Below are 24,643 nucleotides of genomic sequence, written 5' to 3'. Positions count from 1 at the left end.
AGTTAGCTCATATGTGTCTCTTTATTGCCAATTTAGAGCACTATTGAATATGAATTTTTAACATCTGGCCTAATCGTTGGTTGTTCAGTCCTTCAAAGCGTGCTAGCCAATCAGGCAAACATTTAGGGAGCTTTTTTATGGCTGAAGAAACAACCGCCCAGCAACAGCCGCTGGTTATCAAAATGCAGTTCATCAAGGATTTGTCATTCGAAAATCCGCATTCACCGATGATCTACCCAATGATGTCAGAAAAGGCACCACAGCTGGATATCAATGTTGATGTCACTCCGACACAACTTTCCGACACAGCGTACGAAGTTGTTCTGAACATCCGTGGTTCCGCAACAATTGACGACAAAACTGCCTTTATGATCGAGCTTGATTACGGTGGGGTTGTTACCCTTGCCGAAGGTCTTGAAGCACAGATCGTTGAGCTATTGTTAATGGTTGAATCGCCACGTTATCTCTTCCCGTTTGCACGCAACATTGTTGCAGACATCACAAGAGACGGTGGTTTCCCACCATTAATCATGAACCCGATTGATTTCCATCAGATGTTCATGCAACGCAAAAGCGAAGCTGCTGCTGCCGAAGCAAATGCTGAAATGGCCAAAGACGAAAAAACAGCCGACGCTTAAAGTCATCTGACATAGCTTTATTAAAAGGGTGGCCGTGGCTACCCTTTTTTAGTTTCTCAAAATTTTATGAAGTCTTTCCAGACTGGCTATTTTTTCCAAATAGGGTCGCTTAGGAGTTCAAGCATCGCACTATGGGCAGCAAGTTCTTCTTCTGGAATAACATGAGGTCTTGCTTCGCGCACTTTCTTGCCCGTTTTGGTACGGCTTAAGTCTTGTCTCTGGCCACTGCTGTTTGCAGAAGAAGCTGCTTTTTTTGCACCGAGATCAAAGCCATGTTGACGACCGCCCCGAAGTTCCAGATATACCTCTGCAAGAAGTTCACAATCCAGCAGAGCACCGTGGTAGGTACGCGACGAATTATCAATTTCAAATCGACGGCATAAAGCATCCAGATTAACCGGTGATCCCGGGAAAAGTTCTCTGGCGATCACCACAGTATCAATAGGTTTGTTCTTCAGATTTGGTCGACCCGCCCATTTAAGTTCCGAGTTGAGGAACTTCATGTCAAACGGCGCGTTATGAATCACCAGAGGATCTTCGCCGATAAATTCCAGAAACTCATCAACAACATCAACAAAAACAGGTTTATCGGCCAGAAACTCTTCGCTAATACCGTGAACTTTGAAAGCCCCTTCAGGCATGTCACGTTCCGGGTTTATATAGAGCTGTAATGACTTCCCGGTTGGCAAATTTTGATAAACTTCCAGACACCCGATCTCGACAATACGGTGACCTTCTTCAGGTTTAAAACCGGTGGTTTCTGTATCCAGAATAATTTCACGCATGTTGACTATCTAAATCCCAGATTACTGTTTGCATAATACTATTGTTTGTAGATCAGCGACAGATGAGGACAAAACTTTCTGTCTTTTGTGCCATGAGCACTTTTATCACTTGATCCCAGCTTTTCAACAATCTGTTGTACCTGTTGAAAAGAATATCTTCGTCCCTGATTTGATCTGATAACAAAGTCAGCCCGCGCCCTTTTTTCCATATCAGGCATCTGTTTTTTCAGTATTCCCTGATATTTTTCCGCCGTCATTCCCTTGCGCGATAACACCCGTTGATCCTGTATATATTTGGGACAAGAAATAACAAGAACACTGTCGCAAAACCTGTCTCCGCCTGTTTCAAACAAAAGCGGGATATCCAAGACAACCAGTTCTCTTCTTTGTCGGGCATAGCGGTCGATAAAACGGTGCATCTTTTGTCGAACGAGGGGATGTAAAATTGCCTCGAGCTGTTTTAATTTTTCCGGTTGTCTAAAAACAGCATCCCCCAGCTTTTTGCGGTCAATGCCGTTGTTTGTCTTTGTTTCAGGAAAAAGGGCAGAAATATCTTTAACGGCGGCCCCATTCTTACCCATCAGTTGATGGACAACCGCATCAGCATCGTGCACAGGAACTTTCAACCGCTGAAACATCCTGGCAGCGGTCGATTTTCCCATTCCAATTGAACCCGTAAGCCCAAGAACATGCATTTAAAACAACCCGCTCCTGATACACTAAAACCTGTGCAAAAATCTGGAATTAACTTTCCAGAACAAATTTGCGTAAATCCTCTGTTACCTCTGGTTTTTCACCAAACCATGCTTCAAATCCGGGTCTTGCCTGATGCAATAGCATCCCCAGACCATCCACAATTTTGTTTCCTCTTTCCTTGGCCAAAGCAAGAAGAGGTGTAACCAAAGGCGCATAGACAATATCCGTCACCACACAGGATTTTGGTAATTTATCCAGTGATAATTCCAAAGGTGGCTGACCTGCCATACCAAGACTTGTCGTGTTTACCAGTAAATCACAGCCATTAAGCACATTATTACGATCATCCCAATCGGCAACTGTAATCATGCCATCAGCACCTGACGATAAATCAGCCGCAAGAACTTCAGCACGTTCTCTTGTCCGGTTCACCAGGATAATGTTTTGAACACCAGCATCTTGCAAAGCCACAATCACCCCGCGGGATGCACCACCAGCCCCTAAAACAACCGTTTTTAATCCAGAGAAACCAAGGGAAAAATCAAGCTTTTCAGCACCTTGTTTCAAATTTTCAATAAACCCGAATGCATCAGTGTTAGAGCCATAAGAACGCCCGTTTTTAAAAACAATGGTATTCACAGCCCCAATTCGTTTCGCAAGCGGATCAACTTCATCACAAAAAGCCAACGCAGCTTCCTTGTGCGGAACAGTAACATTGACACCGCCAAAGCCTGAATGCATGAGGCCGCGCACAGCCGCTTCAAAGTTTTCGGGTTCAATGGCAAGGGGTAAATAGGTCCCGTCTATGCCCATATTTTCAAGCCAGTAACCATGTAGGCGCGGGGATTTTGAATGGGACACAGGCCAACCAATAACCCCGGCCAAGCGGGCTTTCCCTGAAAGAATCATCTAAGCCAAAATCCTGTTATGTCGTAAAAACGTGAGAAGAGGGAGAAGGGGAAGCCCCAGGATTGTAAAATAATCCCCCTGAATCCTGTGGAAAAGCTGTGCGCCAAGCCCCTCCAGTTGATAGGCCCCGACAGAGGAAAGCGCCTCATCACCCAATTTATTCAGATAGGCGGCAATAAACTCATCATCCAAAGGACGCATGGTCAAAGAGGCCGTTTCATTATGGTGCCAAAGCCTCTCGCCATTTTTTACCACGCAGACTGCGCATTCCAACTGATGTGTTTTCCCGGACAGGGCCTTCAAATGAGCCGCGGCATGATCCAGATCGGTTGGCTTATCAAACCAGATCCCATTACAGTTCAGCATCTGGTCTGCGCCAATGACAAAAGAATTGGGATTTGTCATGGAAATTTTGCGGGCCTTAAGCTCTGCGAGAGTTTCTGCTACTTGTATAGCTGTTGCACCTTCGGATTTTAAGGACTGTTTGACCTCGTCCTCATCAATCGCGGCAGGTAACAAATCAGCAAGCGGAACGCCCGCATTCTTTAAAAGAAATCCACGTGCTTTGCTTGCTGAAGCCAGAATAACAGGGGTTTGGTCCAGTTTTTCCTGCTCTATAACCCTATTCATCGGCAATACCCATATGACGATGATAGTGTTTGATAATAGTTGCTGCCGTTTCTTCTATAGAGCGGCGGGTTACATCAATAATTGGCCAGCGATGCTCGTTACAAAACTTCCGCGCCATCTTCACCTCTTCCTTGATGGATTCCAGATGAACATAGTCTGTTTCTTCTTCATTCGAGATCATTTTCAAGCGGCTACGGCGGATCTGCATCAGGCTTGCAGGGTCTTTCGTCAGACCAACAACCAGAGGATTACTAAGAGTTTCCAGCTCTTTTGGTAAGGGACATCCCGGCACAATCGGAACATTCGCTGCCTTATATCCCCGGTTAGCCAGATAGATACAGGTCGGTGTTTTTGATGTTCTGGAAACCCCCAGCAATACAATCTCGGCGTCATTCAGGTTTTGGGGAAGTTGTCCGTCATCGTGGTTTAATGCAAAATTCATCGCTTCTATGCGATTGAAATATTCTGAATCCAGCGTGTGCTGCAGACCGGGTTTACCCGACATTTCCAGATTGAAATAACTGGCGAGTGCATGAATAACCGGATCAAGAACAGGAATAGAGGGTAATCCCAAACGCCGACATTCACGGATTAAAATTTCTCTAAGCTCTTGATTAACAACTGTAAAGAGAACAGGTCCAGGTTTTTGCCGGATCTGAAGTAAGACCTTTTCCATTTGAACCTTGGTTCGGATCAAGCTCCAGACATGTTCAATAGGTTCTTCCACTTTGAACTGCACCATACAAGCGCGGGCGACGGAATTAATCGTTTCACCTGTGGAATCTGAAACAAGATGTAAATGGGTTTGTGACATATCTACTTCCGAACTTTTGGCCCTGCCTCTCGGCTTCATGGCACATTTATTGTGCTTCATTCATACACATTAAGTGCAAAGCACGAAACCTGTCTGAGCAGGAAAGCAATCTATTTTCATATTTTCTTCAAGGAATAGATCGTTTTTGTTGGGGAATAGTTACCCTTTTTAAAACACCAGAACAAAGGTCAAGCCAAGGAAAAACAATAACTTATTCTTCAGATAACACGACTATTCAGACCATGCTCTCAAATGTGAACAAAGTTGGGGGTAGTGCGTAAAACTTTGTGGATAACTATAGCTATTTGTCCACATGACCTTTTTCTACACACGCTGTCCCCCGGTCATTCCCTCACCTTATGCGACAATTCGCTGCAATATTCACATCTGTGCAAAACTTGTAAAAGGACTCCGGAATGTAAAAAAGTTATCCCCATAATTAAGGTTATTAAGGAAAAAATAGGACTCCGAGATTCGTTAACGAGTCCCCATTTTCAATTCACAGTGAAACTCACAGAAGAATCAGAAATCACAAAAAATTTAAATTGAAGACTTGAAGCTTGAGGACAAGTTATGAATAACTGACTAATCCTCGTGATTCACAGGGATCTACAACAACAACAAATAATTACTATTACATAGTATATTAATAGAGATAACTCTTAACGCGAGGTTCAAAGAAATCGTGCAAACCGAAGACAAACTCATGATACGCGCCCTAAAAGGCGAAAAAACAGAACGCACACCGATCTGGCTTATGAGACAAGCAGGGCGTTTTTTACCCGAATACAGAAAAACAAGAGCATCTGCGAACGGCTTCCTCGACCTTTGTTACACACCGGATCTCGCTGTAGAAGTTACCCTTCAACCCATTCGCAGATTTGGGTTCGATGCTTCAATAATGTTTAGTGATATTCTGGTCATTCCCCATGCACTTGGTCAAAAGGTATGGTTTGAAGAAGGTGTAGGCCCAAAGCTGGAAGCGCTTAATTCCATAGAAGATCTATCAAAACTCAATATGGATAATCTTCATGAACATCTCGCGCCCATGTATGAAACACTTGGTCGCTTGAAAGAAGAACTTCCAAAAGAAACAACATTAATCGGCTTTGCCGGGGCTCCATGGACAGTTGCCAGTTACATGATAGAAGGCGGATCTTCCAAAGATTATGCCAAAGCCAAAACTTGGGCCTATTCAAAACCTGAAGAGTTTGATCAAATTATTAATCTGGTGGTTGAGGCAACAACCAGATACCTGATCAAACAAATTGAAAGCGGTGCAGAAACAGTACAAATTTTTGATTCCTGGGCAGGTGTATGGCCTGAATTTGCTTTACGCCGTTGGTGTTTGGAACCCTGTAAACAGATTATAGCCGGAATCAAATCAGTTTATCCAAACGTCCCCGTTATTCTCTTTCCAAGGGGAGTAGGGGACAGCTATCCAGTTTTTGCTAAGGAAAGCGGAGCTGATGCCTTGGGTCTGGATACGACTTTGTCAACTTCCTGGGCCAGAGATAACATCCAATCTCACGTCACTGTCCAGGGTAATTTGGATCCGCTCGTGTTGGTAGCTGGTGGTGACATATTGGAAAAATCCATTGAAACCATTATGAACGATCTCAGTGGTGGTCCCTTTATTTTCAATCTGGGTCATGGCATTGTGCCGCAAACGCCAATTGAGAATGTTGAAAAAATGCTAAAGCTCGTCAGGAGCTGAATTAAACGGGAATTTCTGACAAATGGGTGGATTTTTGGGTGAGGGCTATCTCTGGATAAAAGCTCTGCATATTATTTCTGTTATCTCATGGATGGCAGGTTTGCTCTATCTTCCGCGCATTTTTGTTTATCATACCCAAGTTCCTGTTGGTTCTGAACGGTCAGAGATTTTTAAAGTTATGGAGCGAAAACTCTTTCGCTTCATAATGAACCCGGCAATGATGGCCAGCTGGCTTTTTGGTATTCTTTTGGTTTTAAACATCGAAGCCTATAGCGATGGCTGGTTTCATGGCAAACTTACGCTTTTGATTGCTTTGACTGTTTTTCATGAAATCGCAGGAAAGTGGATGAAAGCTTTCCAAGTGGACAAAAACACACGAAGCGAACGTTTTTATCGCTATGCCAATGAAATTCCGACAATTTTAATGATTGCTATCGTTATTTTTGCAGTTGTGAAGCCATTTTGAGTCTAAAATTTAGTCCACGCGAGAATTCTTTTACTTGACTTCCTTTTTGAGGTACTATAATTCACCCCGCTAGCAAACGTGGGCCAACTTCAACAGCCCGTTACTCCGATTTACATTGCAACAGGATATCAGGTCTTTGAGGATCGTCGTAATAAAAGACGAAGCCTTTTATAAATCTTAACTTGTTTGTTGCATCCTTATCATCTCGTTCATTCTTAACTGAACCAAACTTTTCCATCATATGAACTTACAAGATCTCAAAGTAAAAAGTCCCGCAGAGCTTCTTAAGCTTGCAGAGGAACTTGAAGTAGAGAACGCCAGCACCCTGCGAAAGCAGGACATGATGTTCGCCATCCTCAAACAAATGGCTGAGAACGATGTGCCTATTTTTGGCTCAGGCGTTTTGGAAATTTTACAAGATGGATTTGGTTTTCTCCGAGCGCCGGAATCAAACTATCTGCCAGGGCCTGATGATATCTATGTCAGCCCAAGTCAGGTAAGGCGTTTTGGGTTAAGAACAGGTGATACTGTCGAAGGACAAATTCGTGCGCCCAAAGATGGTGAACGATATTTTGCTTTGTTAAAAGTTAATCAGATAAATTTTGATCAACCGGAATCTTCGCGTCACAGAATTAATTTTGACAACCTGACACCGCTTTATCCGGATGAAAAACTCAAGCTTGAGCTTGATGATCCAACAAAAAAAGACATGACAACCCGCGTGATCGACCTTGTGACTCCACTTGGTAAAGGTCAGCGAGCATTGATCGTAGCGCCGCCAAGAACCGGTAAAACAGTCTTGATGCAGAATATTGCGCAGTCGATTGTGGCAAATCATCCCGAAGTTTTCCTGATTGTTCTTCTGATTGATGAACGTCCGGAAGAGGTCACAGACATGGCACGTTCCGTGAAAGGTGAAGTTGTTAGCTCTACCTTTGATGAGCCAGCTCATCGCCATGTTCAGGTAACTGAAATGGTTTTGGAAAAGGCAAAGCGTCTGGTTGAACACAAAAAAGACGTTGTTATCCTTCTTGATTCCATCACGCGTCTAGCTCGCGCTTATAACACTGTTGTTCCAAGCTCTGGTAAAGTTTTGACCGGTGGTGTCGATGCAAACGCGCTACAGCGTCCTAAACGCTTCTTTGGTGCTGCACGTAACATTGAAGAGGGCGGTAGCCTGACGATCATCTCTACGGCTCTTATCGATACCGGTAGCCGTATGGACGAAGTGATCTTCGAAGAATTTAAAGGTACTGGTAACTCTGAAATTGTTCTGGACCGTAAACTTTCTGATAAACGTACCTATCCTGCGATTGATATCAGCAAATCCGGTACACGTAAGGAAGAGTTGCTGGTCGACAAAGCAACATTGAGTAAAATGTGGGTACTCCGCCGTATTCTTACACCGATGGGTGTGACAGATTCTGTTGAGTTCCTGGTTGATAAACTGAAATCATCCAAAAATAATGACGAATTCTTTGATTCTATGAATCAGTAATTGAGAACCAATTTATTAGTTTCTCAAGGGAATAAGGGCTGCCAGTTATCTTTGGTAGCCCTTTTTATTTATGGTAGTTTCTGATTTTTTCTTAATGCTGGGGAACAAGAATGGTAGATCCTGTTGTTTTCCTTGCTTCCAAATCTTCATGCGCTTTACGCGCATCGTACAAAGCGTAGCTTTGGTTGACATCAATCTGTATCGCGCCGGAAGAAATGGCCTGGAACAGGGAATTTGCTGAAGCAGTCATTTCGCCGTGAGTCCCGCAATAGTGGGCCAAACTTGGACGTGTCAGATAAATTCCACCCTTTGCATTGAGTATAAGAGGTTCTATGGCAGGAACGGGGCCGGATGCATTACCAAAGGTTACCATGGTGCCGCGAACCTTCAGACAATCGAGGGATCCTTCGAAAGTATCTTTTCCGACAGAATCATAAACGACGTTTACGCCTTTACCATCCGTAATATCTTTAACCCGTTCGACAAAATTCTCTCTTTTGTAATTTATCGTGTGGTGACAGCCTTTTGTTTTGGCTATTTCCGCTTTTTCTTCCGAGCCGACTGTCCCGATAACAGTTGCGCCTAATGCATTGAGCCATTGGATAGCCAATGATCCGACACCACCGGCAGCAGCATGGAAAAGAACAAAGTCACCGGGCTGGACACAATAGGTGCGTCTAATCAGATATTCTGTGGTCATTCCTTGTAGCATTACCGAGGCAGCTTCTTCATCAGAAATTCTTTCAGGTATAAGAATGACTTTATCGGCTGGAATTATTCTGTGTTCAACATAAGAGCCTATGGGGCCGGTGCCATAGGCAACTCTGTCTCCGACATGGAGATCTGTGACGCCGGGACCAATATCTTCAATAATCCCTGCTGCTTCCAACCCTATACCCGAAGGAAGTGAAGGTTGAGGATAGAGACCTGTTCTATGATAAACATCTATAAAATTAAGTCCGATGGCGGTTTGTTTTAGCCTTATCTCGCCTTTGCCTGGTTTGCCAATTTCTATGTCTTCATAGTGAAGAACTTCCGGTCCGCCATATTCATAAAATTTAATGCCTTTGTTCATGTTGCACCTGTGTTTGTATGGTTATTAAAATTTGTTTCGGGGTTGTTTAACTGAAATTTAAAGCCCGGGAAGACTTGGCTGTTTTTTTTCAAGCTGATTTTTTTCAAAGTGTTTATAACCTTCGAGAAATAAGAGCTCTTTTTTGGATTTTCCGCCTTCACCACCGGAAAAACCGCCGAGAGCCTGATTTCCAGCAATGACACGATGGCAAGGGATAATGATGGGGATAGGGTTTGCACCACAAGCACCACCTACTGCTCTTGCAACTGACTTAACCTCATGGGCAATATCGCCATAGGTTTTTACCTTTCCATAGGGAATTTTGTATAAGGCTTGCCACACATTTTTTTGAAAATCTGTCCCCTTTGGGGCCAGGGGAATATCATCAAAATTATTTCGTTCCCCGCTAAAGTATTCTTTTAGTTGTTTTTTACATTTTAAAAGCAATGTCGTAGAGGATTGTTCATACAGATTTTTATCACTAATCCATTGCAATCGAACGATTTTATTATCTTCTTCTGCTACATCCAAATAGCCTTGTGGCGAAGGAAAGGTTAAGTGATACATAGAAGTTCCCGGTTGTCAGACGCTTATAATAGGATTAGGAAAAAACGTGCGTACTGCATGATAACGTTTTTTATTGTTTTACGATATTATAACAGCATATTTGGTGATGTTTGGTAGAGAAAACCAACCACTAAAATAATTAAGGGCACAGGTGTGAATAATTCTGATCAAAAGCTGTCGGCATGGAATATTAAGAAATTATTTCTGGGAAACCTACTTGTTGGTCTGGTTGTTTATTTTTCTATAGACCATGGATTTAAAACGCCTTGGGACGAGCAGATATTTTTCTATTTAAATGGTTCTCTACAGGAAGGTCGTACCCTTTGGAATAACTATTGGGCCTTCACCAACAGTAAAATTTTTGACAGTTTAAGCGGGTTATTTTTAGCATCTATCTGCCTTTGGTACGTTGTGTTAAACAGGAAAACTTCTTTTCAAGAACGCCTTGCCAGAGTTTTTCTTCTCATCATCTCTGTTGCTATAACGATGATAATAATTTCCCGTGGGTTTGAGCTGTATTATCACCAAAGCCCGTCACAGGTTCTTACACCTTTTGTAAATATAAATGATCTTGTTTCCTGGATAGAGGTTAAAACAGGAACAAGGAAATCATTTCCCAGTGATCATGCTGCTATTTCTTTTATTTCCGTTATTTTCATGTGGCGATATTTTGGAACGTCCTATGGAATTCTCGTAAGCTTCTTTGCACTTATCAACGCCAGTCCAAGACTTGTCGGGGGAGGGCACTGGTTTGGAGATGTTGCTATCGGTGGTGTTTTCCTGGCCTTTATGGTAACGATCTGGATGATTTATACGCCAATACTTACTGTTACTCGTAAGATTGTGTGCTGGTTTTTTGCCAGAGAACCTTTGGTGAGTTTGAGCAAAAATTGGAATTAAATTATTTCGCCAAAGAAATGTTTTCTGTGAATGTTTCACGGGAAACAAACGTAGATATAAAAATTTGTAATTCTTTTTCTGTAAGTAAGGTAGTGTAACTTTTATCAATTGCTTTAAATTCAGGACATACCAATGAAAATCACTTTTGATGTAGACTGTACCCCGGAGGAAGCGCGTCAGTTTTTAGGGCTTCCCGACGTTTCCGAGCTTCAGAAAGAAGCGATGGAAGAAGTCAGAAAAAGAATGATGGAAACTATTCAATCAAGTGATCCTGAAACCTTGATGAAAACCTGGATGCCAGCTTCTATGCAAGGGTTTGATCAAATGCAAAAGATGTTCTGGTCTCAATTTTCCAAAGATAGTTCATCAAAAACAACCAAGTAATTATGGGTATTATCTAAATAGAAAATTGGCGTTGGTTTAATTTCCCTGGATCATGAACTTTCGCAGTTCTGCTATGTAATAAAGGCTTTTGACCCGCTGATTATCTGCGGTTAATGTGCAATTCCACCTGTATATGAATTCTGGTGAATTGCGCACAAAACTCGTATTGGTTTAGACAAGATGACTTCCGAAACAATTTTTGCCCTATCAACAGCACCGGGACAGGCCGGGGTTGCTGTGATCAGAATATCTGGCAGTAAAGCCAGATTTGTTTTGCAGGAAATGTCATCTTCCTTTCCAGAACCACGGATTGCAGCACTCATAAAGCTTTTTGATCCCGAGGACAAAGCTGAACTTGATCGGTGTTTGGCGCTTTGGTTTCCGGGTCCTGGCAGTTTTACGGGGGAAGATGTTGTTGAACTGCACCTTCATGGTGGTCGTGCAGTTGTGGATGGTACCATTGAAGCTTTGGCAAAATTGCCTGGTTTTCGTCCGGCTGAAGCTGGTGAATTTACCCGACGTGCTTTTGATAATGACAAGCTCGATTTAACAGAAGTAGAGGGACTATCCGATCTTATTGCTGCCGAAACCGAAGCGCAAAGGAAGCAGGCCATTCGTCAAATGGATGGAGAACTTTCCAAACTTGTCGAAGGGTGGAGAGATCGTCTGGTTCGAATGCTGGCTTATCTGGAAGCTGAAATTGACTTCCCTGATGAAGAGCTGGAAGAGGGAATTTCTGATCAGGTTAAACACAAGATAGAGGAATTAAGAGAAGACATTAGACATCATCTTGATGATAGTCATCGTGGTGAACGATTACGTAATGGCATTAAAATAGCAATTGTTGGTCCCCCTAACGCGGGTAAATCGTCACTTCTGAACGTTTTGGCACGACGTGAAGTCGCGATTGTTTCTGATGTAGCAGGGACAACAAGGGATATTATTGAAGTTCATCTCGATCTGTCTGGTTACCCGGTTATTGTTTCTGATACAGCTGGTCTAAGAGAAATAGAAGAAAACACGACAGACGGCATTGAGCTCGAGGGAATAAGACGTGCGAAATTACATGCAGAGTCTGCTGATTTATGTCTGGCCGTTTTTGATATAGAAGACAGTGACAACTTTGATCAGGAAACTTTAAGACTATTGAGTTCTACCAGCTCTTTTGTCGCGATCAATAAATGTGACAAAACGGATGATAATGAAATAACTCCTGTTTCTCTTTCAGATTTTGATGTCACTAAAATCTCCACAAAAACAGGAGAGGGGATTGATGCTTTACTAGAAAAGTTGAACACCTGGGTTGTTGCCAATATGGGACTGTCAGGTAGCTCTTCTGGTATAACGCGCCAACGTCACAGATCGGCTTTACAGGAGTGTCTGGATTCCCTTGGACGATCACTCGAAACTGATCTGCCAGAACTTTGTGCCGAAGATCTTCGTCTTGCCACACGTTATCTTGGACGGATTACTGGAAAAGTGGATGTTGAAGAGTTGTTAGATGTTATTTTCCGTGATTTTTGCATTGGAAAATAGGCTGAGTTAGCTTACATAAGTGAAGTGTTTTGTGAAGATGTTTCACGTGAAACGGATCATGTTTATATAAATATGACTGTAAAATAAGTTGAGAACAAATCTATCTATGAATTCTCGCTTATTATTATTTCATAGAAAAGTTTGAAGAGACTTCTTAAGGGGAAGAGAATGCGTTTACTATTGGCTTTGCTAATTCCGTGGCTTCAGTTTTTTACAATCGGAAGACCTTTTGCCGGTATCATTTGTCTTATTCTACAGATCACTTTAATTGGTTGGCCTGTAGCAGCTATCTGGTCTGTTTATGCTTTGAGCCAATATAAAACAGATCAGAAGATTAAGGATGCTCTTGGCAAATAGCTTATAAATTTGTCCAGAGTATTTTTAATATTCTAAAATACAGTAAAGCGATCAGCTATGAAAAACTATGATGTTATTGTTGTTGGCGGCGGACACGCTGGAACAGAAGCTGCTGCTGCTGCTGCCAGAATGGGCGCGGCAACACTTCTTGTAACCCATAAAAAGTCAACGATCGGGGTTATGTCTTGTAACCCTGCGATTGGCGGTTTGGGTAAAGGGCATCTGGTAAGAGAAATTGATGCTCTTGATGGCTTGATGGGAAAAGCCATTGACCGTGGCGGCATTCAATTTCGTGTTTTAAACAGAAGTAAAGGTCCAGCTGTTCGTGGACCAAGAGCACAAGCTGATCGCAAGCTCTATAAAGAAGCCATTCAAGATCTGTTGGATGATCAGGAAAACCTGACAATTCTTGAAGCGCCTGTTGAAGATCTTATTCTTGATGAAAATGATATTTGTTGTGGTGTGATCACGGCTTCTGGAGAGAAAATCCTTTCATCTGCTGTTGTTTTGACAACAGGAACCTTTTTAAACGGTTTGATACATCTTGGGAAAAAACAAATTCCTGCCGGGCGGGTAGGGGATGAACCTGCTATCGGGTTATCCAGGACACTTTCCCGTTTTGGGTTTGAATTGGGCCGTTTGAAAACGGGTACACCGGCCCGACTGGATACCCGGACAATAGATTATAGCAATCTGGTTGTTCAGCCGGGGGATACGCCACCTGAACCTTTTTCCTATATGACAAAGGAAATTACCCAGGAACAGGTTGCCTGTCATATCACCTATACCAATACTGATACCCACGATATTATTGCTGAAAATATAGATCAATCTCCGATGTATTCCGGACAGATTGAAAGTAAGGGACCGCGCTATTGCCCTTCTATCGAAGACAAGGTTGTGCGGTTTAAAGAGAAAGACCGCCATCAGATCTTTTTGGAACCAGAAGGGCTGGACGATGTAAATGTCTATCCGAATGGCATTTCAACCTCTCTTCCCGAAGATGTTCAAGAGGACTTCCTGAAAACAATCCCGGGACTTGAGAAGGCAAAGATCCTGCAACATGGCTATGCGATTGAGTATGACTATGTGGACCCCCGTGAACTACGTCCTACTTTGGAAACTTTGAAAGTTCAGGGCCTTTATTTTGCCGGGCAGATTAATGGAACGACAGGATATGAAGAGGCGGGGGCACAAGGTCTTATTGCTGGGGTAAATGCTGCTTTAAAATCTAAAGGATCAGAACGGGATTTTGTTTTGGATCGTGCTGATGCCTATATGGGGGTCATGATTGACGATTTGGTCAGCTTAGGCGTTACTGAGCCTTACCGTATGTTTACCAGCCGGGCAGAGTATCGTTTAAAACTTCGCGCAGATAACGCAGATCAGCGTCTAACACCAATCGGGCTTGATATTGGCTGTATTAGAGAAGACAGAGCTTCTGTATTTAAGAAAAAGATGTCTGAACTTTCAAAAGCTAGAGCTTTTGCAAAGGAACATTCTGCGACACCTAACGAGTTGATTGCCTATAATATCAATGTAAATAAGGACGGTCAGAGAAGATCAATCTTTGATTTACTCCGCTATCCTGACGTAACTGTAGAAGTTCTCACAAAAGTGTGGCCAGAGCTTTCGCAGTTTGATCAGGTCATTGTCGAGCAGCTGGAAATTGATGCCAGTTATGCCGGTTATATTGAGCGACAGGATGCAGATATCAGAGCTTTTCGAAAAGATGAGGCTTTAAAGCTGCCTGATAATTTTGATTATGGATCTGTGCCAAGTTTGTCCAATGAGATCGTTCAAAAACTCAATCAGTCAAAACCGGAAACATTGGGAGCTGCATCGCGTATTTCGGGTGTAACACCTGCTGCGTTGGTCGCTCTCTTAAGATATGTCAGAAAATTAGATAAAAATTATGTTGCTTGATACTACCGGAATTGATCTTCTTAAAAAGCACATTCCTGTTTCACGTGAAACAGAGGATAAACTAAAGTGTTATGCTGATCTTCTTGTCAAATGGAACAAAGCAATAAATCTGGTGAGTAAAAATACTGTACCGGATCTATGGACCCGCCACTTTTTAGATTCCGCTCAGCTGATTAAATATCTTCCAAAGACAGATCATACAAAAACGATCGTTGATTTTGGCAGTGGTGCTGGTTTTCCAGCTCTCATTCTTGCGATATTGGGGGCAGGTGACGTTCATGCAATGGAATCTGATCTCAAAAAATCAATGTTCTTGCGGGAAGTTTCACGTGAAACAGATGCAGGTTTGACGGTCCATAATAACCGTATTGAAAAGATCAAACCTTTTCCTGTGGATGTCTTTACAGCACGTGCATTTGCGTCACTTTCCAAGATTTTAGATTTTTCACAAGCCTTCCTCGAGGTTTCAAAGGTGGAAAAAGATCCGGAATTTTTGCTTTTAAAGGGTCGAAATGTAGATGAGGAATTGACCGAAGCAGAGAAAAAGTGGACTATGAAGGTGTCGAGGTACAATTCTTTGTCTGACGATGATGCAGCAATATTGAACCTCAAACTTCTATAATTTGGGGGGATTGATCATGTCAGTACAAGATATGGATTCAATTTCAAGTAAAAAGAAACGCGAAGCTAAGGTCTGGTCCATTGCAAATCAGAAGGGTGGCGTTGGTAAAACAACGACGACTGTAAATCTGGCCACTGCTCTTGCGGCTTGCAAAAAGAAGGTCCTGATCATTGATCTGGATCCTCAGGGGAATGCCAGTACGGGATTGGGTGTGGAACCTGACGCTCGGCAGCAAAGTATTTACCAGGTTATGATCGAGGGATTACCAATAACGCGAGCTGTCAGATCAACGGATGTTCCGCGTATGCATGTTATTTCATCTGGTGTGGAACTTTCGGGTGCTGAGCTCGAGCTTGTGGGGCTAGCAGAGCGTGAATTCAAACTGGTGAATGCTATTGGGCCGCTTCTGGATCAATTCGATTACATCTTGATCGATTGCCCACCAGCACTTGGTTTGTTAACCCTGAATGCTCTGGTTGCTTCTGATGCGGTTCTTGTCCCCTTACAAACAGAGTTCTATGCCCTTGAAGGACTTTCTCACCTCTTACGTACCATTGATCGCGTGAAGAGGGGACTTAATCGTCGCCTTCAAATCCAGGGTGTTGTTCTTACCATGTATGACAGAAGGAATAACCTGTGTGAGATGGTTGCTGCCGACGTGCGGGCTTTCCTGGGAGAGAAGGTTTTTAATACGGTTATTCCGCGTAATGTCAGGGTGTCAGAGGCACCTTCACATGGCAAACCTGTTCTTTTATATGATGTTGCCTGTGCGGGGTCTCAGGCCTATATCAAGCTGGCTGGGGAAATCCTCAGAAATGAACAGGTTCGTGTTACGGAACCAGCTGTCGCATAAGGTTAATCGGTCATACACCGGATAGAATAGATAACAGGGTTAGTTGAGAGGGTCGATTGGTGGCTGAAGCTCAGGATAAACGGAAAAATTTAGGCCGCGGTCTTGCTGCTCTTTTTGGGGACGAGACGGAAGACTATGCTTCGTTGGATAAAGTACGCTCAACAAAGCAGGTTCCAATAGAGCATATTCACCCCAACACAAAACAGCCTCGTCGTCACTTTGAAGAAGAGGCCCTCGCGACACTTGCCGATTCAATTGAACAGTCCGGGCTTTTACAGCCAATTTTGGTTCGTCGGCACCCTGAACTGTCTTCAGAATACGAAATTGTTGCAGGAGAGCGCCGTTGGCGTGCTTCTCAGCGGGCACAGTTACATGAAATTCCGGTTGTTATTCGAGAGCTGAATGATGCCGAAGTTCTCCAGGTTGCGATTATTGAAAATGTGCAGCGTCAGGATCTGACACCAATCGAAGAAGCGACAAGTTATCGACGCCTGATGGATGAATTTGGCCATAAACAGGATGATGTTGCTAAAATCATTGGGAAAAGTCGTAGCCACATTGCAAATATGCTGCGTTTGCTATCCTTGCCGGAAGAAGTACAGGAGCTTGTTGAAAAGGGTGATTTGAGCGCAGGTCATGCTCGCGCGCTTGTTGGTGCTGATGATGCGGTTGATTTGGCTCAGGAAATAGCTTCCAAAGGCCTTTCTGTTCGCGAGACAGAACGCCTGGCCAAAGCGATGAAGAATGAGTTGAAAGAACCTGAAAATGATCAGACTCAGTTAAAAAAGCCTATCACTAGCTCAAAGATTAAGCCGAGTTCAGGGCCACAAAAGGACGCAGATACTCTTGCCTTGGAGCGTGATCTTTCGAATATGTTAGGCCTAAAGGTGAGTATTGATTTCCACGGGCAAGGCGGGGCGCTTAAAATTTCATACGATACACTGGAACAGCTTGATAATGTTCTGCATCGGTTAACCCAGTCTTCTGAGTAAACGGCTTTTAAAGAGCTTAAGCCCGGCGGCGCGTAGGGGCGTTGGCTGTAATTTCCAGAAGTGTTCTGGCGCAGAGAGTTTCAGCCGGAGCGCCCGTCTTTTTGCAATTTGCTTCAGTCTCTAAAAGCATGCCGAGTGATTTGGACAGAGCGTTTGGCGACCATTTTCTTGCCTGGGCTTTAAAGGGATCAGCAACTTTCCAGAACAGGGGTGGGCGAAGTGTAGATACAGCTTTGTCCATGGGGACTCCCTGTGCAACAAGACCCGCCGTTAAATGCAACCTTTGAAAATGTCTGGTGACGGCCCTCAGGATGGTGATTGCGTTTTGATTTTCTTGTTGCGCGCGCAACAGATTTTTTTCAAGCTTTTGAATATTCCCTGTTCCGACGGCAATTGCTAAATCATCCAGTGTTAATGTGGCGGTGTCACCGATACAGGCCTGCGCATCTTCAAGAGAAATGGGAGAGGAATTTTTTCCTTTATATAGGCATAATTTCTGTAATTCTCGGCGCGTTAATCGTCTATCTGTACCAAGATTTGCCACGAGGAAGCCGAGAGCGTCGTTTGAAAGAGAAAATCCTTCATTTTCAATGGTTTGACGAATTAGACCTGGGAGGCTTTTTTCATCATCTTTGTAACAGGCAATCGCTGCAGCAAGATTTTCGGTTTCAAAAACTTTTCTGAGTTTGGATCTTCCCGGTAAATCTCCGCCTTCTAGGATGATGAGGGCATCGCCAACGGGGTCAGAAAAATAATCGGAAAAAACTTGGGCTAGGGCATCACTGGCTGAGCGTATTCGTATCACACGCCTACCACCCATCATGGATATGGCCGCTGCTTCATCACTGATCAATGAAGGTTCTTTTTTTAAAGCATCATTATCCAGGTTAACGACACGAAAGGGATCTTGTGCATCGTCAACAACTGTATGAAGTAGGTTTTGGCTTCGCTCTAAAACCAGCCCCTCATCGGGACCATAAACCAGTATAGCTTTTATGCTGCTGTCAGGAGACTTTGAAAAACTATCAGCTTTGGCAGCAGGTATTTTCACGTATCTAAAGCCTTATAGGGTTATTTCTTACTGTAATTTATTGAAGTAAGCACCGAGCTGTAAAGCCATATCATCTGCGACCTGACGTAATACACGATTACGGGCGGTATCTTCAGCAACAAGGTTTGCATAGGGATCGTCAAGCTTGTCAAAGCTGTTGGTAGATCTTGCGATGGAAGAAAAAACAGCATTATTGCTTGATAGGCTTATAAGCGAATATTTCACCATTATAGTCAAATTTGTCCTTGAGGTCGTATTATCAAGACGGACAGCAAGATCCTTTTCCGTTTCGGTAATCGTGGCTTTTAAAACATAAAGCGGTTTTCTGGGTTGCCCCAGAGGATTCATTCTGTCGCGCAACAGGTTGTGAAGGATTTGTCCCGGACGATCAGGAAGGGGGCTAATTCTAATCGTTTGCAAAGCCTGATGCGAAGAGTACCCGGTTTCTGCACTCTTCTTGTAAACAGGTTGAAATCCGCATGCAGTGAGGCTGATAAGGCCGAGAATTAGCACAACTGGCATACACAATTTTTTGAGAATAATGGGCATCATCAGGGCCTTAAAAGCAGATTTATACAACAATATTTACGATACGGTTTTTGACGATAATAACTTTCCGAATATCTTTGCCATCAATTGCTCTTTGAACGCCGGCTTCGGACAGCGCAGCTTCTTTAATTTGATCTTCGGTCGCTTCAAGAGGCAATGAAATTGTCGCGCGCAGCTTACCATTAACCTGAACGGGAAGTTTTACAGTGTCGTCTACGATCAGGCTGTCATCGGCAACAGGCCAGGATACATTAACAATAAGATCGTTATGGCCAAGTTGATTCCAAAGCTCTTCGGAAATATGTGGCATCATTGGCGAAACAAGACGTACGAGAATTTCAAATGCTTCGCGTAAAGCCCAGAAATCATTATCTTCCGTTGCTTTGAATTGACCAATAGCATTCGTCAACTCGTATATTTTTGCGACAGCAGCATTAAAGCGGAAGCTTTCAATATTCTCGCTTATGGATGCAATTGACTTGTGAACCGTTCTTCTTAGTTCCAGTGCTTGATCATTGAATTTATCTGGCTGTGCCGTATTGACAGCAGGAAGGCTATCAAACTGTGTTGTGATCAGACGCCACATACGTTGGGTAAATCGCCAGGACCCGTCAATTCCGGATTCTGTCCATTCCATATCACGATCGGGTGGGCTGTCAGAAAGCATAAAAAATCTTGCTGTATCAGAGCCATAGCTGCCAATAATATCGGCAGGATCGATGGTATTTTTCTTTGATTTACTCATCTTGATCGATGGACCGACGTTAACTGGGCCACCATCTAAAGTGACAAAGTCACCACTATCATTTTTCTCGATCTCTTCGGGGGAAAGCCATTCGCCTTTGTCGTTTTGATAGGTTTCATGGCAAATCATGCCCTGAGTGAAGAGGCCCTTGAAGGGCTCTTTCGCTGTTAGATACCCACACTTCTCAAGTCCACGGGTGAAGAACCTTGAATAGAGCAGGTGGAGGACAGCGTGCTCAATACCGCCGATATACTGATCAACGGGAAGCCAGTAATCTACATCCTTGCGATCAAAGGCGTTGTCATCTCTCGGGCTACAAAATCTCGCAAAGTACCAGGAAGATTCCATAAAGGTATCAAAGGTATCTGTTTCCCTGACGGCTGCTTTTCCACAACAAGGACACGAGGTATGTTTCCACGTCGGATGGTGCGCGATGGGGTTGCCTGGTTTGTCAAAGGTAACATCTTCAGGCAACTCAACGGGCAGGTTTTCTTCCTTTTCAGGAACAGCGCCACAATCATCACAATAGATAATGGGAATTGGACAGCCCCAATAGCGTTGCCGGGATACACCCCAGTCTCTCAGGCGGAATTGGGTTGTTCCTTTGCCGTGGCCAAGGTCTTCCAGATGACTGATAACCTTTTTCTTCGCAGCAACAATGTTCAAACCATCAAGGAATTGAGAATTAAATAGCGTTCCTTCACCTGTATAGGCTTCGTTTTCGACGGCGAAAATGTTTGGATCTTCGTCTTTTGGCAGGACAACGGGTGTTACAGTCAGATCATATTTTCGGGCAAAATCCAGATCACGCTGATCGTGAGCAGGGCAGCCAAAAACAGCGCCTGTTCCATAGTCCATGAGGACGAAGTTTGCGACATAAACGGGAAGCTCAATAGAAGAATCCAGTGGGTGGGTCACTTTTAAGCCTGTATCAAAGCCTTTTTTCTCTGCCTTTTCTATGGCTTCTTCAGATGTTCCCATCTTGTTGCACTCGGCAACAAAGGCTTTGAGCCCTTCATTATCAGCTGAAAGTTGGTCTGCGAGCGGGTGGTTTGCTGAAATCGCGCAGAATGATGCCCCGAACAGGGTATCGGGACGTGTGGTATAAACCTCAATTTCCTGATCAGAGTCTTTTATTTTGAAAAAGACTCTGGCCCCTTCGGATTTGCCGATCCAGTTATGCTGCATCGTACGGACTTTATCAGGCCAGCGATCCAGTGTTTCCAGGCCTTCTAACAGTTCGTCTGCAAAGTCAGTGATTTTAAAGAACCATTGGCTTAATTTGCGCTTTTCAACTTCAGCACCGGATCGCCAGCCCTTACCGTCAATTACCTGCTCATTGGCGAGCACTGTATGATCTACGGGGTCCCAGTTCACCCATGACTCTTTACGCTCAACCAGACCTGCTTTCAGGAAGTCCAGGAACATCTTTTGTTCATGTTTGTAGTACTGAGGATGACAAGTGGCTATTTCGCGATCCCAATCAATGGAAAGACCCATAGATTTAAGCTGTTCGCGCATAGCGGCAATGTTTTCGTAAGTCCATTTACCAGGATGGACTCCGCGGGCCATCGCTGCGTTTTCTGCCGGCAGTCCAAAGGCATCCCAACCCATGGGGTGAAGAACATTAAAGCCTTTGGCTTTTTTATAGCGGGAAATTACATCGCCAATTGTATAGTTCCGAACGTGCCCCATATGGATTCTGCCTGAGGGATAGGGGAACATTTCCAAGACATAATACTTGGGTTTGTCTGTATCTGTTTCGACAGAAAAACAATTGCTCTCAACCCAGGCTTTTTGCCACTTTGTTTCGGTTTCTTTGACGTTGTAACGGCTCATGATGTTTTGACTTACATTATACAATAACTGGCTTTTATAAAAAGCTGATGACTAACAAGGCTAAGGCCACAGATGAGTGATGAATCAGTTTCTGTGGCCTTGGACGCAAATTATTTCAATTCCTGACTAGCTAGGAAAATCGAATTTATTCACTTGATGCAATTCTTAACTGACGTGCGCGGGTAAGGATCGCATCTTCCAACTCTGTGCCAGTTTTGGGATCAACTTTGGCATCAATCCAGCTGCCAGTAACGTCGCGTTGCTGTTTGAAAACAGAGGCACGTACGCCATCGGCGCGTAGATCGCGGCCAAGAATAAACACGTTCACCTTAAAGCGCTCTGGTTTGGTCTCGTCGGGGCTATACCAGTCTGTAATAATAACGCCACCAAAAGGATCAGCAGAGGTTAATGGCATAAAAGCGATGGTATCAAGTGATGCGCGCCAAAGGAAAGAGTTTACACCAACGCCAGCACCGCCGTCTTGGGGTTTGTTATTCCCCAGATCTAGAAGGTTAACACCACCATCTCCGCCAAGAATGGACCCGCCGTATTTAGCGTATCTTTCATCAGAAGGGTTATCGTAAATAAGGTCTGACTCTTTTCCTCCCTCACATGCGAGCAGGAATATAGAGAGTAGAGCAATAAAAGCTAAACGAACAAAAGAGGTGAGGTTGGTCATACTTCTTCCCGGATTTTACTTAATCTGAGAATACTTAACCTAATCTTTATGCAGAAGTACAGTAAAAAGAAAGGCTAGTTCGAAACCGAACCAGCCTAACTTTTAAACTATGTAGTAGGTATCAATTAGAATGATACAGCTACACCAGCTTGGATGTTTGTGAAGTCTTCAGCAGCGTCTTCGTATTCGCCAACTGTACCGCCAACCCAAGTTTTAAGACCTGGAGCAACCTGATAGCCAAGACCAGCAGAGTAAGCTGTGAATTCTGTATCAGATGCATTGTCGTTATCACGCTCGGACCAAGCTGCACCAACAGCGAAGCTCCAAGGACCAGTTCCGTAGCTTAGACCTAGATCAACAGTGTTCTGGTCATAAGTATCTTCTTGGTCTTCGTGCATAAGGCCAACAGCTGCGCTGAAACCAGCGTAACCAACCATTAGACCACCACCAACAGCGTAATAAGTCTGGTCATCAGCACCAGCTTGCTGTGTTTCGTGTGTACCACCAACTAGACCTGCATCGATTGAGAAATCGTTGAAGTTACCAGAATAGTTGATACCACCATCAATGTGGTTGTCACGTGAAGTATTTCCAGTTGAAACAGAGTTACCTTCATCAGCGTCTGGTGCGTAAGAGATACCAGCTTTGAAGCCATTGAAGTTTGGTGTGAAGTAAGTGATCTTTGTGTCATCACCAGCATCAGCGAAGTCAGCAGCAGTGTTTGCACCAGAAGTGTAGGCACCACCAAGAATGGAACCAGTGTAGTTACCATACATACCGAACTGGAAACCAACTGATGAACCAGAAACCATCAACGCATCACCAGCAGAATCCTGGTCACCAAGAAGAACTTTACCAAAATCTCCTTCTAGGAAGATGTGGTTTTCATCAACGTCGTTTGTATTGCTCTGATCAGCTTCAAGCTGAATGTGAAGACCATAAGTTAGGCCGTTATCAGCAGTTGCTGTGTAAGTAAGAGCAATTTCAGAGTTAGTGTTGAAGTCAACGCCGTTGTTAGTGTCGCCACCAGCAACAGTTGAATCGTCATCTACACCAGTAGAAGAAACGTGGAACTGTGTGAATGCGGACCAAACGAGTTCGCCATCAGCAGCCATAGCTGGTGCTGAAAAAGCTGCGCCAGCTACAAGAGCTGAACTAGCAAGCAGTACTTTTTTCATTATATTCGATCTCCAAAAAAATAAATCAGGCTTCAAGCCATCAATTAACGTGTGCTTTTGTATCACTAGCCTTCAAAGTTCTGCAACACTGGAATCTACACAATTGTTGTTTTTAAGTACTACTGTGTCATGAATGCAACATATTTGAGTATCTCAGTGACCGTGTACACCGTGGGATCAAGAATTTTTATTCAAAATTAACGTAAGGATGGGGGAAACATAAATGAAGTTGTTGAATTCATCTTTATTAGATTCAGTATAAATATGTACACTTGCTAGTAGGTGAAGGCATTGATATCTATCTTCCATCACGCGGTATTTATTGTTTAACAAATATACTAGTAGCATTCAGCGTATTTAAATTTTGGAGTTTATGATGCCAGGAATTGTTTGGATTTCTTCCTATCCTAAGTCGGGAAACACATGGACAAGGATTTTTCTGGCTAACCTGATTTTAAATGAACAGGAACCAATTACACCTGATCGTGTTGCTGAAGTTTGTATGTCCGAGGCGAGTAAATCATGGACTGCTCCTTTGTTGGAAGAAGGTCAATCATTCGATGATTTGTCTTTTATGGATATTGCTAAGCTGAGAATCGAGGCTCAAAAAAGGGCCGTCAATATCAATAAGAATGTCGTGCTATTAAAAACGCATAACTACCTAGGGGAATTTTCTGGGCAACCACTTTGTAACATGTCTGCAACTGCGGCAGCAATTTATATAGTAAGAGACCCAAGGGATGTTGCCGTTTCTGGAGCAGATCATTTCGGTGTTTCCCTGGATGAGACAATTGAATTGATGAGTAAATCGAGTGCAATGAGTGAACCTGATAAAAGTCAAATTTATGAAGTTTATAGTAGCTGGTCGCAACATGTGAAGTCTTGGACACAGGTCAAACATAATCGTCTCATCGTTTTGCGTTATGAAGATATGTTAGCTGACCCTCATAAAGAACTTGGTAGTTTGGCACGTAAACTAGGGGTTACAAAGGACGAAGAACGTATAAAACGTGCTGTGGAATTTTCTTCTTTTAAACAACTACAAGCATTGGAAGCTGAAAAAGGTTTTATTGAAAGATCTCACAAAAGTGAAAAATTCTTTCGCTCTGGAAAAGCCGGTGGATGGCGAGAGGTTTTAACCGATAAACAACGCTATCGTATTGAGAAAGATCATAAGACACAGATGAAGCGTTTTGGCTATTTGTAATCCTGGTTTCGAACTGTAGTGAACCTAAAT

At 43.5% G+C, this 24,643-nt stretch carries 25 protein-coding genes; 13 read left to right on the top strand and 12 right to left on the bottom strand.

The genetic code is table 11. The annotated features are described in order from the left end of the window. Positions 1-137: 137 nt before the first annotated feature. Entirely contained in the window at positions 138-638 is a 501-nt protein-coding gene (secB, locus tag WH95_RS08585) for a protein-export chaperone SecB (RefSeq protein WP_046505673.1), read from the top strand. A gap of 86 nt (positions 639-724) precedes the next feature. On the opposite strand, the gene dnaQ is transcribed toward secB, so the two are convergent. From dnaQ to WH95_RS08560, 5 genes are read right to left on the bottom strand one after another with little or no spacing between them, the layout of a single operon-like run. After that, on the bottom strand, positions 725-1,423 hold the full coding sequence (gene dnaQ / locus WH95_RS08580) for a DNA polymerase III subunit epsilon (protein ID WP_046505670.1): 699 nt from the start codon (positions 1,421-1,423) through the stop codon (positions 725-727). Between the two features lie 38 nt (positions 1,424-1,461). Beyond that, a complete protein-coding gene (coaE, locus tag WH95_RS08575; RefSeq protein WP_046505668.1) occupies positions 1,462-2,118 on the bottom strand; it encodes a dephospho-CoA kinase in 657 nt (218 codons plus the stop codon). Positions 2,119-2,167: 49 nt separating this feature from the next. Next, positions 2,168-3,028, bottom strand: coding sequence for a shikimate dehydrogenase (locus WH95_RS08570; RefSeq protein ID WP_046505666.1), 861 nt, complete (start codon positions 3,026-3,028; stop codon positions 2,168-2,170). Next, positions 3,029-3,658, bottom strand: coding sequence for a Maf family protein (locus tag WH95_RS08565; protein ID WP_046505663.1), 630 nt, complete (start codon positions 3,656-3,658; stop codon positions 3,029-3,031). After that, positions 3,651-4,472 carry a pyruvate, water dikinase regulatory protein gene (locus WH95_RS08560; protein ID WP_046506128.1) on the bottom strand — a complete coding sequence of 274 codons (822 nt, stop codon included), beginning with the start codon at positions 4,470-4,472 and terminating at the stop codon, positions 3,651-3,653. The genes WH95_RS08565 and WH95_RS08560 overlap by 8 nt, the downstream gene beginning before the upstream one ends. 706 nt (positions 4,473-5,178) lie before the next feature. Here WH95_RS08560 and hemE point away from each other — a divergent pair. The 3 genes from hemE to rho all read left to right on the top strand — a co-directional run bounded on the left by hemE (position 5,179) and on the right by rho (position 8,153). Continuing rightward, a complete protein-coding gene (gene hemE / locus WH95_RS08555; protein ID WP_046506125.1) occupies positions 5,179-6,189 on the top strand; it encodes a uroporphyrinogen decarboxylase in 1,011 nt (336 codons plus the stop codon). Between the two features lie 22 nt (positions 6,190-6,211). Continuing rightward, positions 6,212-6,655 carry a protoporphyrinogen oxidase HemJ gene (gene hemJ, locus WH95_RS08550; RefSeq protein WP_046505661.1) on the top strand — a complete coding sequence of 148 codons (444 nt, stop codon included), beginning with the start codon at positions 6,212-6,214 and terminating at the stop codon, positions 6,653-6,655. Positions 6,656-6,896: 241 nt separating this feature from the next. After that, positions 6,897-8,153, top strand: a complete 1,257-nt coding sequence (rho, locus tag WH95_RS08545; protein WP_046505658.1) for a transcription termination factor Rho — start codon at positions 6,897-6,899, stop codon at positions 8,151-8,153. Positions 8,154-8,244: 91 nt separating this feature from the next. On the opposite strand, the gene WH95_RS08540 is transcribed toward rho, so the two are convergent. Then, positions 8,245-9,228 (bottom strand): quinone oxidoreductase family protein, encoded by a 984-nt coding sequence (locus WH95_RS08540; protein WP_046505655.1) that lies wholly within the window; start codon positions 9,226-9,228, stop codon positions 8,245-8,247. Positions 9,229-9,285: 57 nt separating this feature from the next. Continuing rightward, complete coding sequence (locus WH95_RS08535; protein ID WP_046505653.1) at positions 9,286-9,795, bottom strand: methylated-DNA--[protein]-cysteine S-methyltransferase; 510 nt, start codon at positions 9,793-9,795, stop codon at positions 9,286-9,288. A 153-nt stretch (positions 9,796-9,948) separates the two neighbouring features. On the opposite strand from WH95_RS08535, the gene WH95_RS08530 reads away from it, so the two are divergent. From WH95_RS08530 to WH95_RS08495, 8 genes are all read left to right on the top strand, one after another. Next, complete coding sequence (locus WH95_RS08530) at positions 9,949-10,695, top strand: phosphatase PAP2 family protein (RefSeq protein ID WP_046505651.1); 747 nt, start codon at positions 9,949-9,951, stop codon at positions 10,693-10,695. A gap of 132 nt (positions 10,696-10,827) precedes the next feature. Then, the gene (locus WH95_RS08525) at positions 10,828-11,079 is read left to right on the top strand and encodes a DUF6489 family protein (protein WP_046505649.1); all 252 of its coding nucleotides are present in this window, start codon (positions 10,828-10,830) and stop codon (positions 11,077-11,079) included. A 180-nt stretch (positions 11,080-11,259) separates the two neighbouring features. Continuing rightward, positions 11,260-12,615, top strand: coding sequence for a tRNA uridine-5-carboxymethylaminomethyl(34) synthesis GTPase MnmE (mnmE, locus tag WH95_RS08520; protein WP_046505646.1), 1,356 nt, complete (start codon positions 11,260-11,262; stop codon positions 12,613-12,615). A gap of 168 nt (positions 12,616-12,783) precedes the next feature. Continuing rightward, on the top strand, positions 12,784-12,972 hold the full coding sequence (locus tag WH95_RS08515) for a hypothetical protein (RefSeq protein ID WP_046505643.1): 189 nt from the start codon (positions 12,784-12,786) through the stop codon (positions 12,970-12,972). A gap of 57 nt (positions 12,973-13,029) precedes the next feature. Further along, a complete protein-coding gene (gene mnmG, locus WH95_RS08510) occupies positions 13,030-14,898 on the top strand; it encodes a tRNA uridine-5-carboxymethylaminomethyl(34) synthesis enzyme MnmG (RefSeq protein ID WP_046505640.1) in 1,869 nt (622 codons plus the stop codon). Then, entirely contained in the window at positions 14,888-15,520 is a 633-nt protein-coding gene (rsmG, locus tag WH95_RS08505) for a 16S rRNA (guanine(527)-N(7))-methyltransferase RsmG (protein ID WP_046505639.1), read from the top strand. The genes mnmG and rsmG overlap by 11 nt, the downstream gene beginning before the upstream one ends. Before the next feature lie 31 nt (positions 15,521-15,551). Beyond that, positions 15,552-16,373, top strand: coding sequence for a ParA family protein (locus tag WH95_RS08500; RefSeq protein ID WP_046506123.1), 822 nt, complete (start codon positions 15,552-15,554; stop codon positions 16,371-16,373). Between the two features lie 59 nt (positions 16,374-16,432). Next, positions 16,433-17,365 (top strand): ParB/RepB/Spo0J family partition protein, encoded by a 933-nt coding sequence (locus WH95_RS08495; protein WP_113772004.1) that lies wholly within the window; start codon positions 16,433-16,435, stop codon positions 17,363-17,365. Positions 17,366-17,381: 16 nt separating this feature from the next. Here the strand turns inward: WH95_RS08495 and holA are convergent, their stop codons facing one another. The 5 genes from holA to WH95_RS08470 all read right to left on the bottom strand — a co-directional run bounded on the left by holA (position 17,382) and on the right by WH95_RS08470 (position 23,406). Next, positions 17,382-18,416: a DNA polymerase III subunit delta gene (holA, locus tag WH95_RS08490; protein WP_046505636.1), complete on the bottom strand. Its 1,035-nt coding sequence runs from the start codon at positions 18,414-18,416 to the stop codon at positions 17,382-17,384. A gap of 27 nt (positions 18,417-18,443) precedes the next feature. Then, positions 18,444-18,938, bottom strand: a complete 495-nt coding sequence (lptE, locus tag WH95_RS08485) for an LPS assembly lipoprotein LptE (RefSeq protein ID WP_162199385.1) — start codon at positions 18,936-18,938, stop codon at positions 18,444-18,446. A 49-nt stretch (positions 18,939-18,987) separates the two neighbouring features. Beyond that, a complete protein-coding gene (gene leuS, locus WH95_RS08480; RefSeq protein ID WP_046505632.1) occupies positions 18,988-21,549 on the bottom strand; it encodes a leucine--tRNA ligase in 2,562 nt (853 codons plus the stop codon). A 145-nt stretch (positions 21,550-21,694) separates the two neighbouring features. Then, on the bottom strand, positions 21,695-22,228 hold the full coding sequence (locus tag WH95_RS08475) for a DUF3576 domain-containing protein (protein WP_046505631.1): 534 nt from the start codon (positions 22,226-22,228) through the stop codon (positions 21,695-21,697). A gap of 125 nt (positions 22,229-22,353) precedes the next feature. Continuing rightward, positions 22,354-23,406 carry a porin gene (locus WH95_RS08470; protein WP_046505629.1) on the bottom strand — a complete coding sequence of 351 codons (1,053 nt, stop codon included), beginning with the start codon at positions 23,404-23,406 and terminating at the stop codon, positions 22,354-22,356. A 373-nt stretch (positions 23,407-23,779) separates the two neighbouring features. On the opposite strand from WH95_RS08470, the gene WH95_RS08465 reads away from it, so the two are divergent. Beyond that, positions 23,780-24,613 (top strand): sulfotransferase domain-containing protein, encoded by an 834-nt coding sequence (locus tag WH95_RS08465; RefSeq protein WP_082114056.1) that lies wholly within the window; start codon positions 23,780-23,782, stop codon positions 24,611-24,613. Positions 24,614-24,643: the final 30 nt, after the last annotated feature.

This window comes from Kiloniella litopenaei (assembly GCF_000982415.1).
Lineage (GTDB): Bacteria > Pseudomonadota > Alphaproteobacteria > Kiloniellales > Kiloniellaceae > Kiloniella > Kiloniella litopenaei.
Note: the sequence above shows the minus strand (reverse complement) of the source record. Positions and strands in the feature narration are given on the sequence as shown.

Coding starts and splice junctions, on each gene's coding strand:
- secB (WP_046505673.1), top strand. CDS start 138: ATGGCTGAAGAAACAACCGCCCAGCAACAGCCGCTGGTTATCAAAATG.
- rho (WP_046505658.1), top strand. CDS start 6,897: ATGAACTTACAAGATCTCAAAGTAAAAAGTCCCGCAGAGCTTCTTAAG.
- lptE (WP_162199385.1), bottom strand. CDS start 18,938: ATGCCAGTTGTGCTAATTCTCGGCCTTATCAGCCTCACTGCATGCGGA.
- leuS (WP_046505632.1), bottom strand. CDS start 21,549: ATGAGCCGTTACAACGTCAAAGAAACCGAAACAAAGTGGCAAAAAGCC.
- WH95_RS08525 (WP_046505649.1), top strand. CDS start 10,828: ATGAAAATCACTTTTGATGTAGACTGTACCCCGGAGGAAGCGCGTCAG.
- mnmE (WP_046505646.1), top strand. CDS start 11,260: ATGACTTCCGAAACAATTTTTGCCCTATCAACAGCACCGGGACAGGCC.
- WH95_RS08475 (WP_046505631.1), bottom strand. CDS start 22,228: ATGACCAACCTCACCTCTTTTGTTCGTTTAGCTTTTATTGCTCTACTC.
- dnaQ (WP_046505670.1), bottom strand. CDS start 1,423: ATGCGTGAAATTATTCTGGATACAGAAACCACCGGTTTTAAACCTGAA.
- WH95_RS08540 (WP_046505655.1), bottom strand. CDS start 9,228: ATGAACAAAGGCATTAAATTTTATGAATATGGCGGACCGGAAGTTCTT.
- WH95_RS08570 (WP_046505666.1), bottom strand. CDS start 3,028: ATGATTCTTTCAGGGAAAGCCCGCTTGGCCGGGGTTATTGGTTGGCCT.
- WH95_RS08565 (WP_046505663.1), bottom strand. CDS start 3,658: ATGAATAGGGTTATAGAGCAGGAAAAACTGGACCAAACCCCTGTTATT.
- WH95_RS08465 (WP_082114056.1), top strand. CDS start 23,780: ATGATGCCAGGAATTGTTTGGATTTCTTCCTATCCTAAGTCGGGAAAC.
- hemJ (WP_046505661.1), top strand. CDS start 6,212: ATGGGTGGATTTTTGGGTGAGGGCTATCTCTGGATAAAAGCTCTGCAT.
- WH95_RS08500 (WP_046506123.1), top strand. CDS start 15,552: ATGGATTCAATTTCAAGTAAAAAGAAACGCGAAGCTAAGGTCTGGTCC.
- WH95_RS08515 (WP_046505643.1), top strand. CDS start 12,784: ATGCGTTTACTATTGGCTTTGCTAATTCCGTGGCTTCAGTTTTTTACA.
- mnmG (WP_046505640.1), top strand. CDS start 13,030: ATGAAAAACTATGATGTTATTGTTGTTGGCGGCGGACACGCTGGAACA.
- hemE (WP_046506125.1), top strand. CDS start 5,179: ATGATACGCGCCCTAAAAGGCGAAAAAACAGAACGCACACCGATCTGG.
- coaE (WP_046505668.1), bottom strand. CDS start 2,118: ATGCATGTTCTTGGGCTTACGGGTTCAATTGGAATGGGAAAATCGACC.
- rsmG (WP_046505639.1), top strand. CDS start 14,888: ATGTTGCTTGATACTACCGGAATTGATCTTCTTAAAAAGCACATTCCT.
- WH95_RS08470 (WP_046505629.1), bottom strand. CDS start 23,406: ATGAAAAAAGTACTGCTTGCTAGTTCAGCTCTTGTAGCTGGCGCAGCT.
- WH95_RS08560 (WP_046506128.1), bottom strand. CDS start 4,472: ATGTCACAAACCCATTTACATCTTGTTTCAGATTCCACAGGTGAAACG.
- WH95_RS08535 (WP_046505653.1), bottom strand. CDS start 9,795: ATGTATCACTTAACCTTTCCTTCGCCACAAGGCTATTTGGATGTAGCA.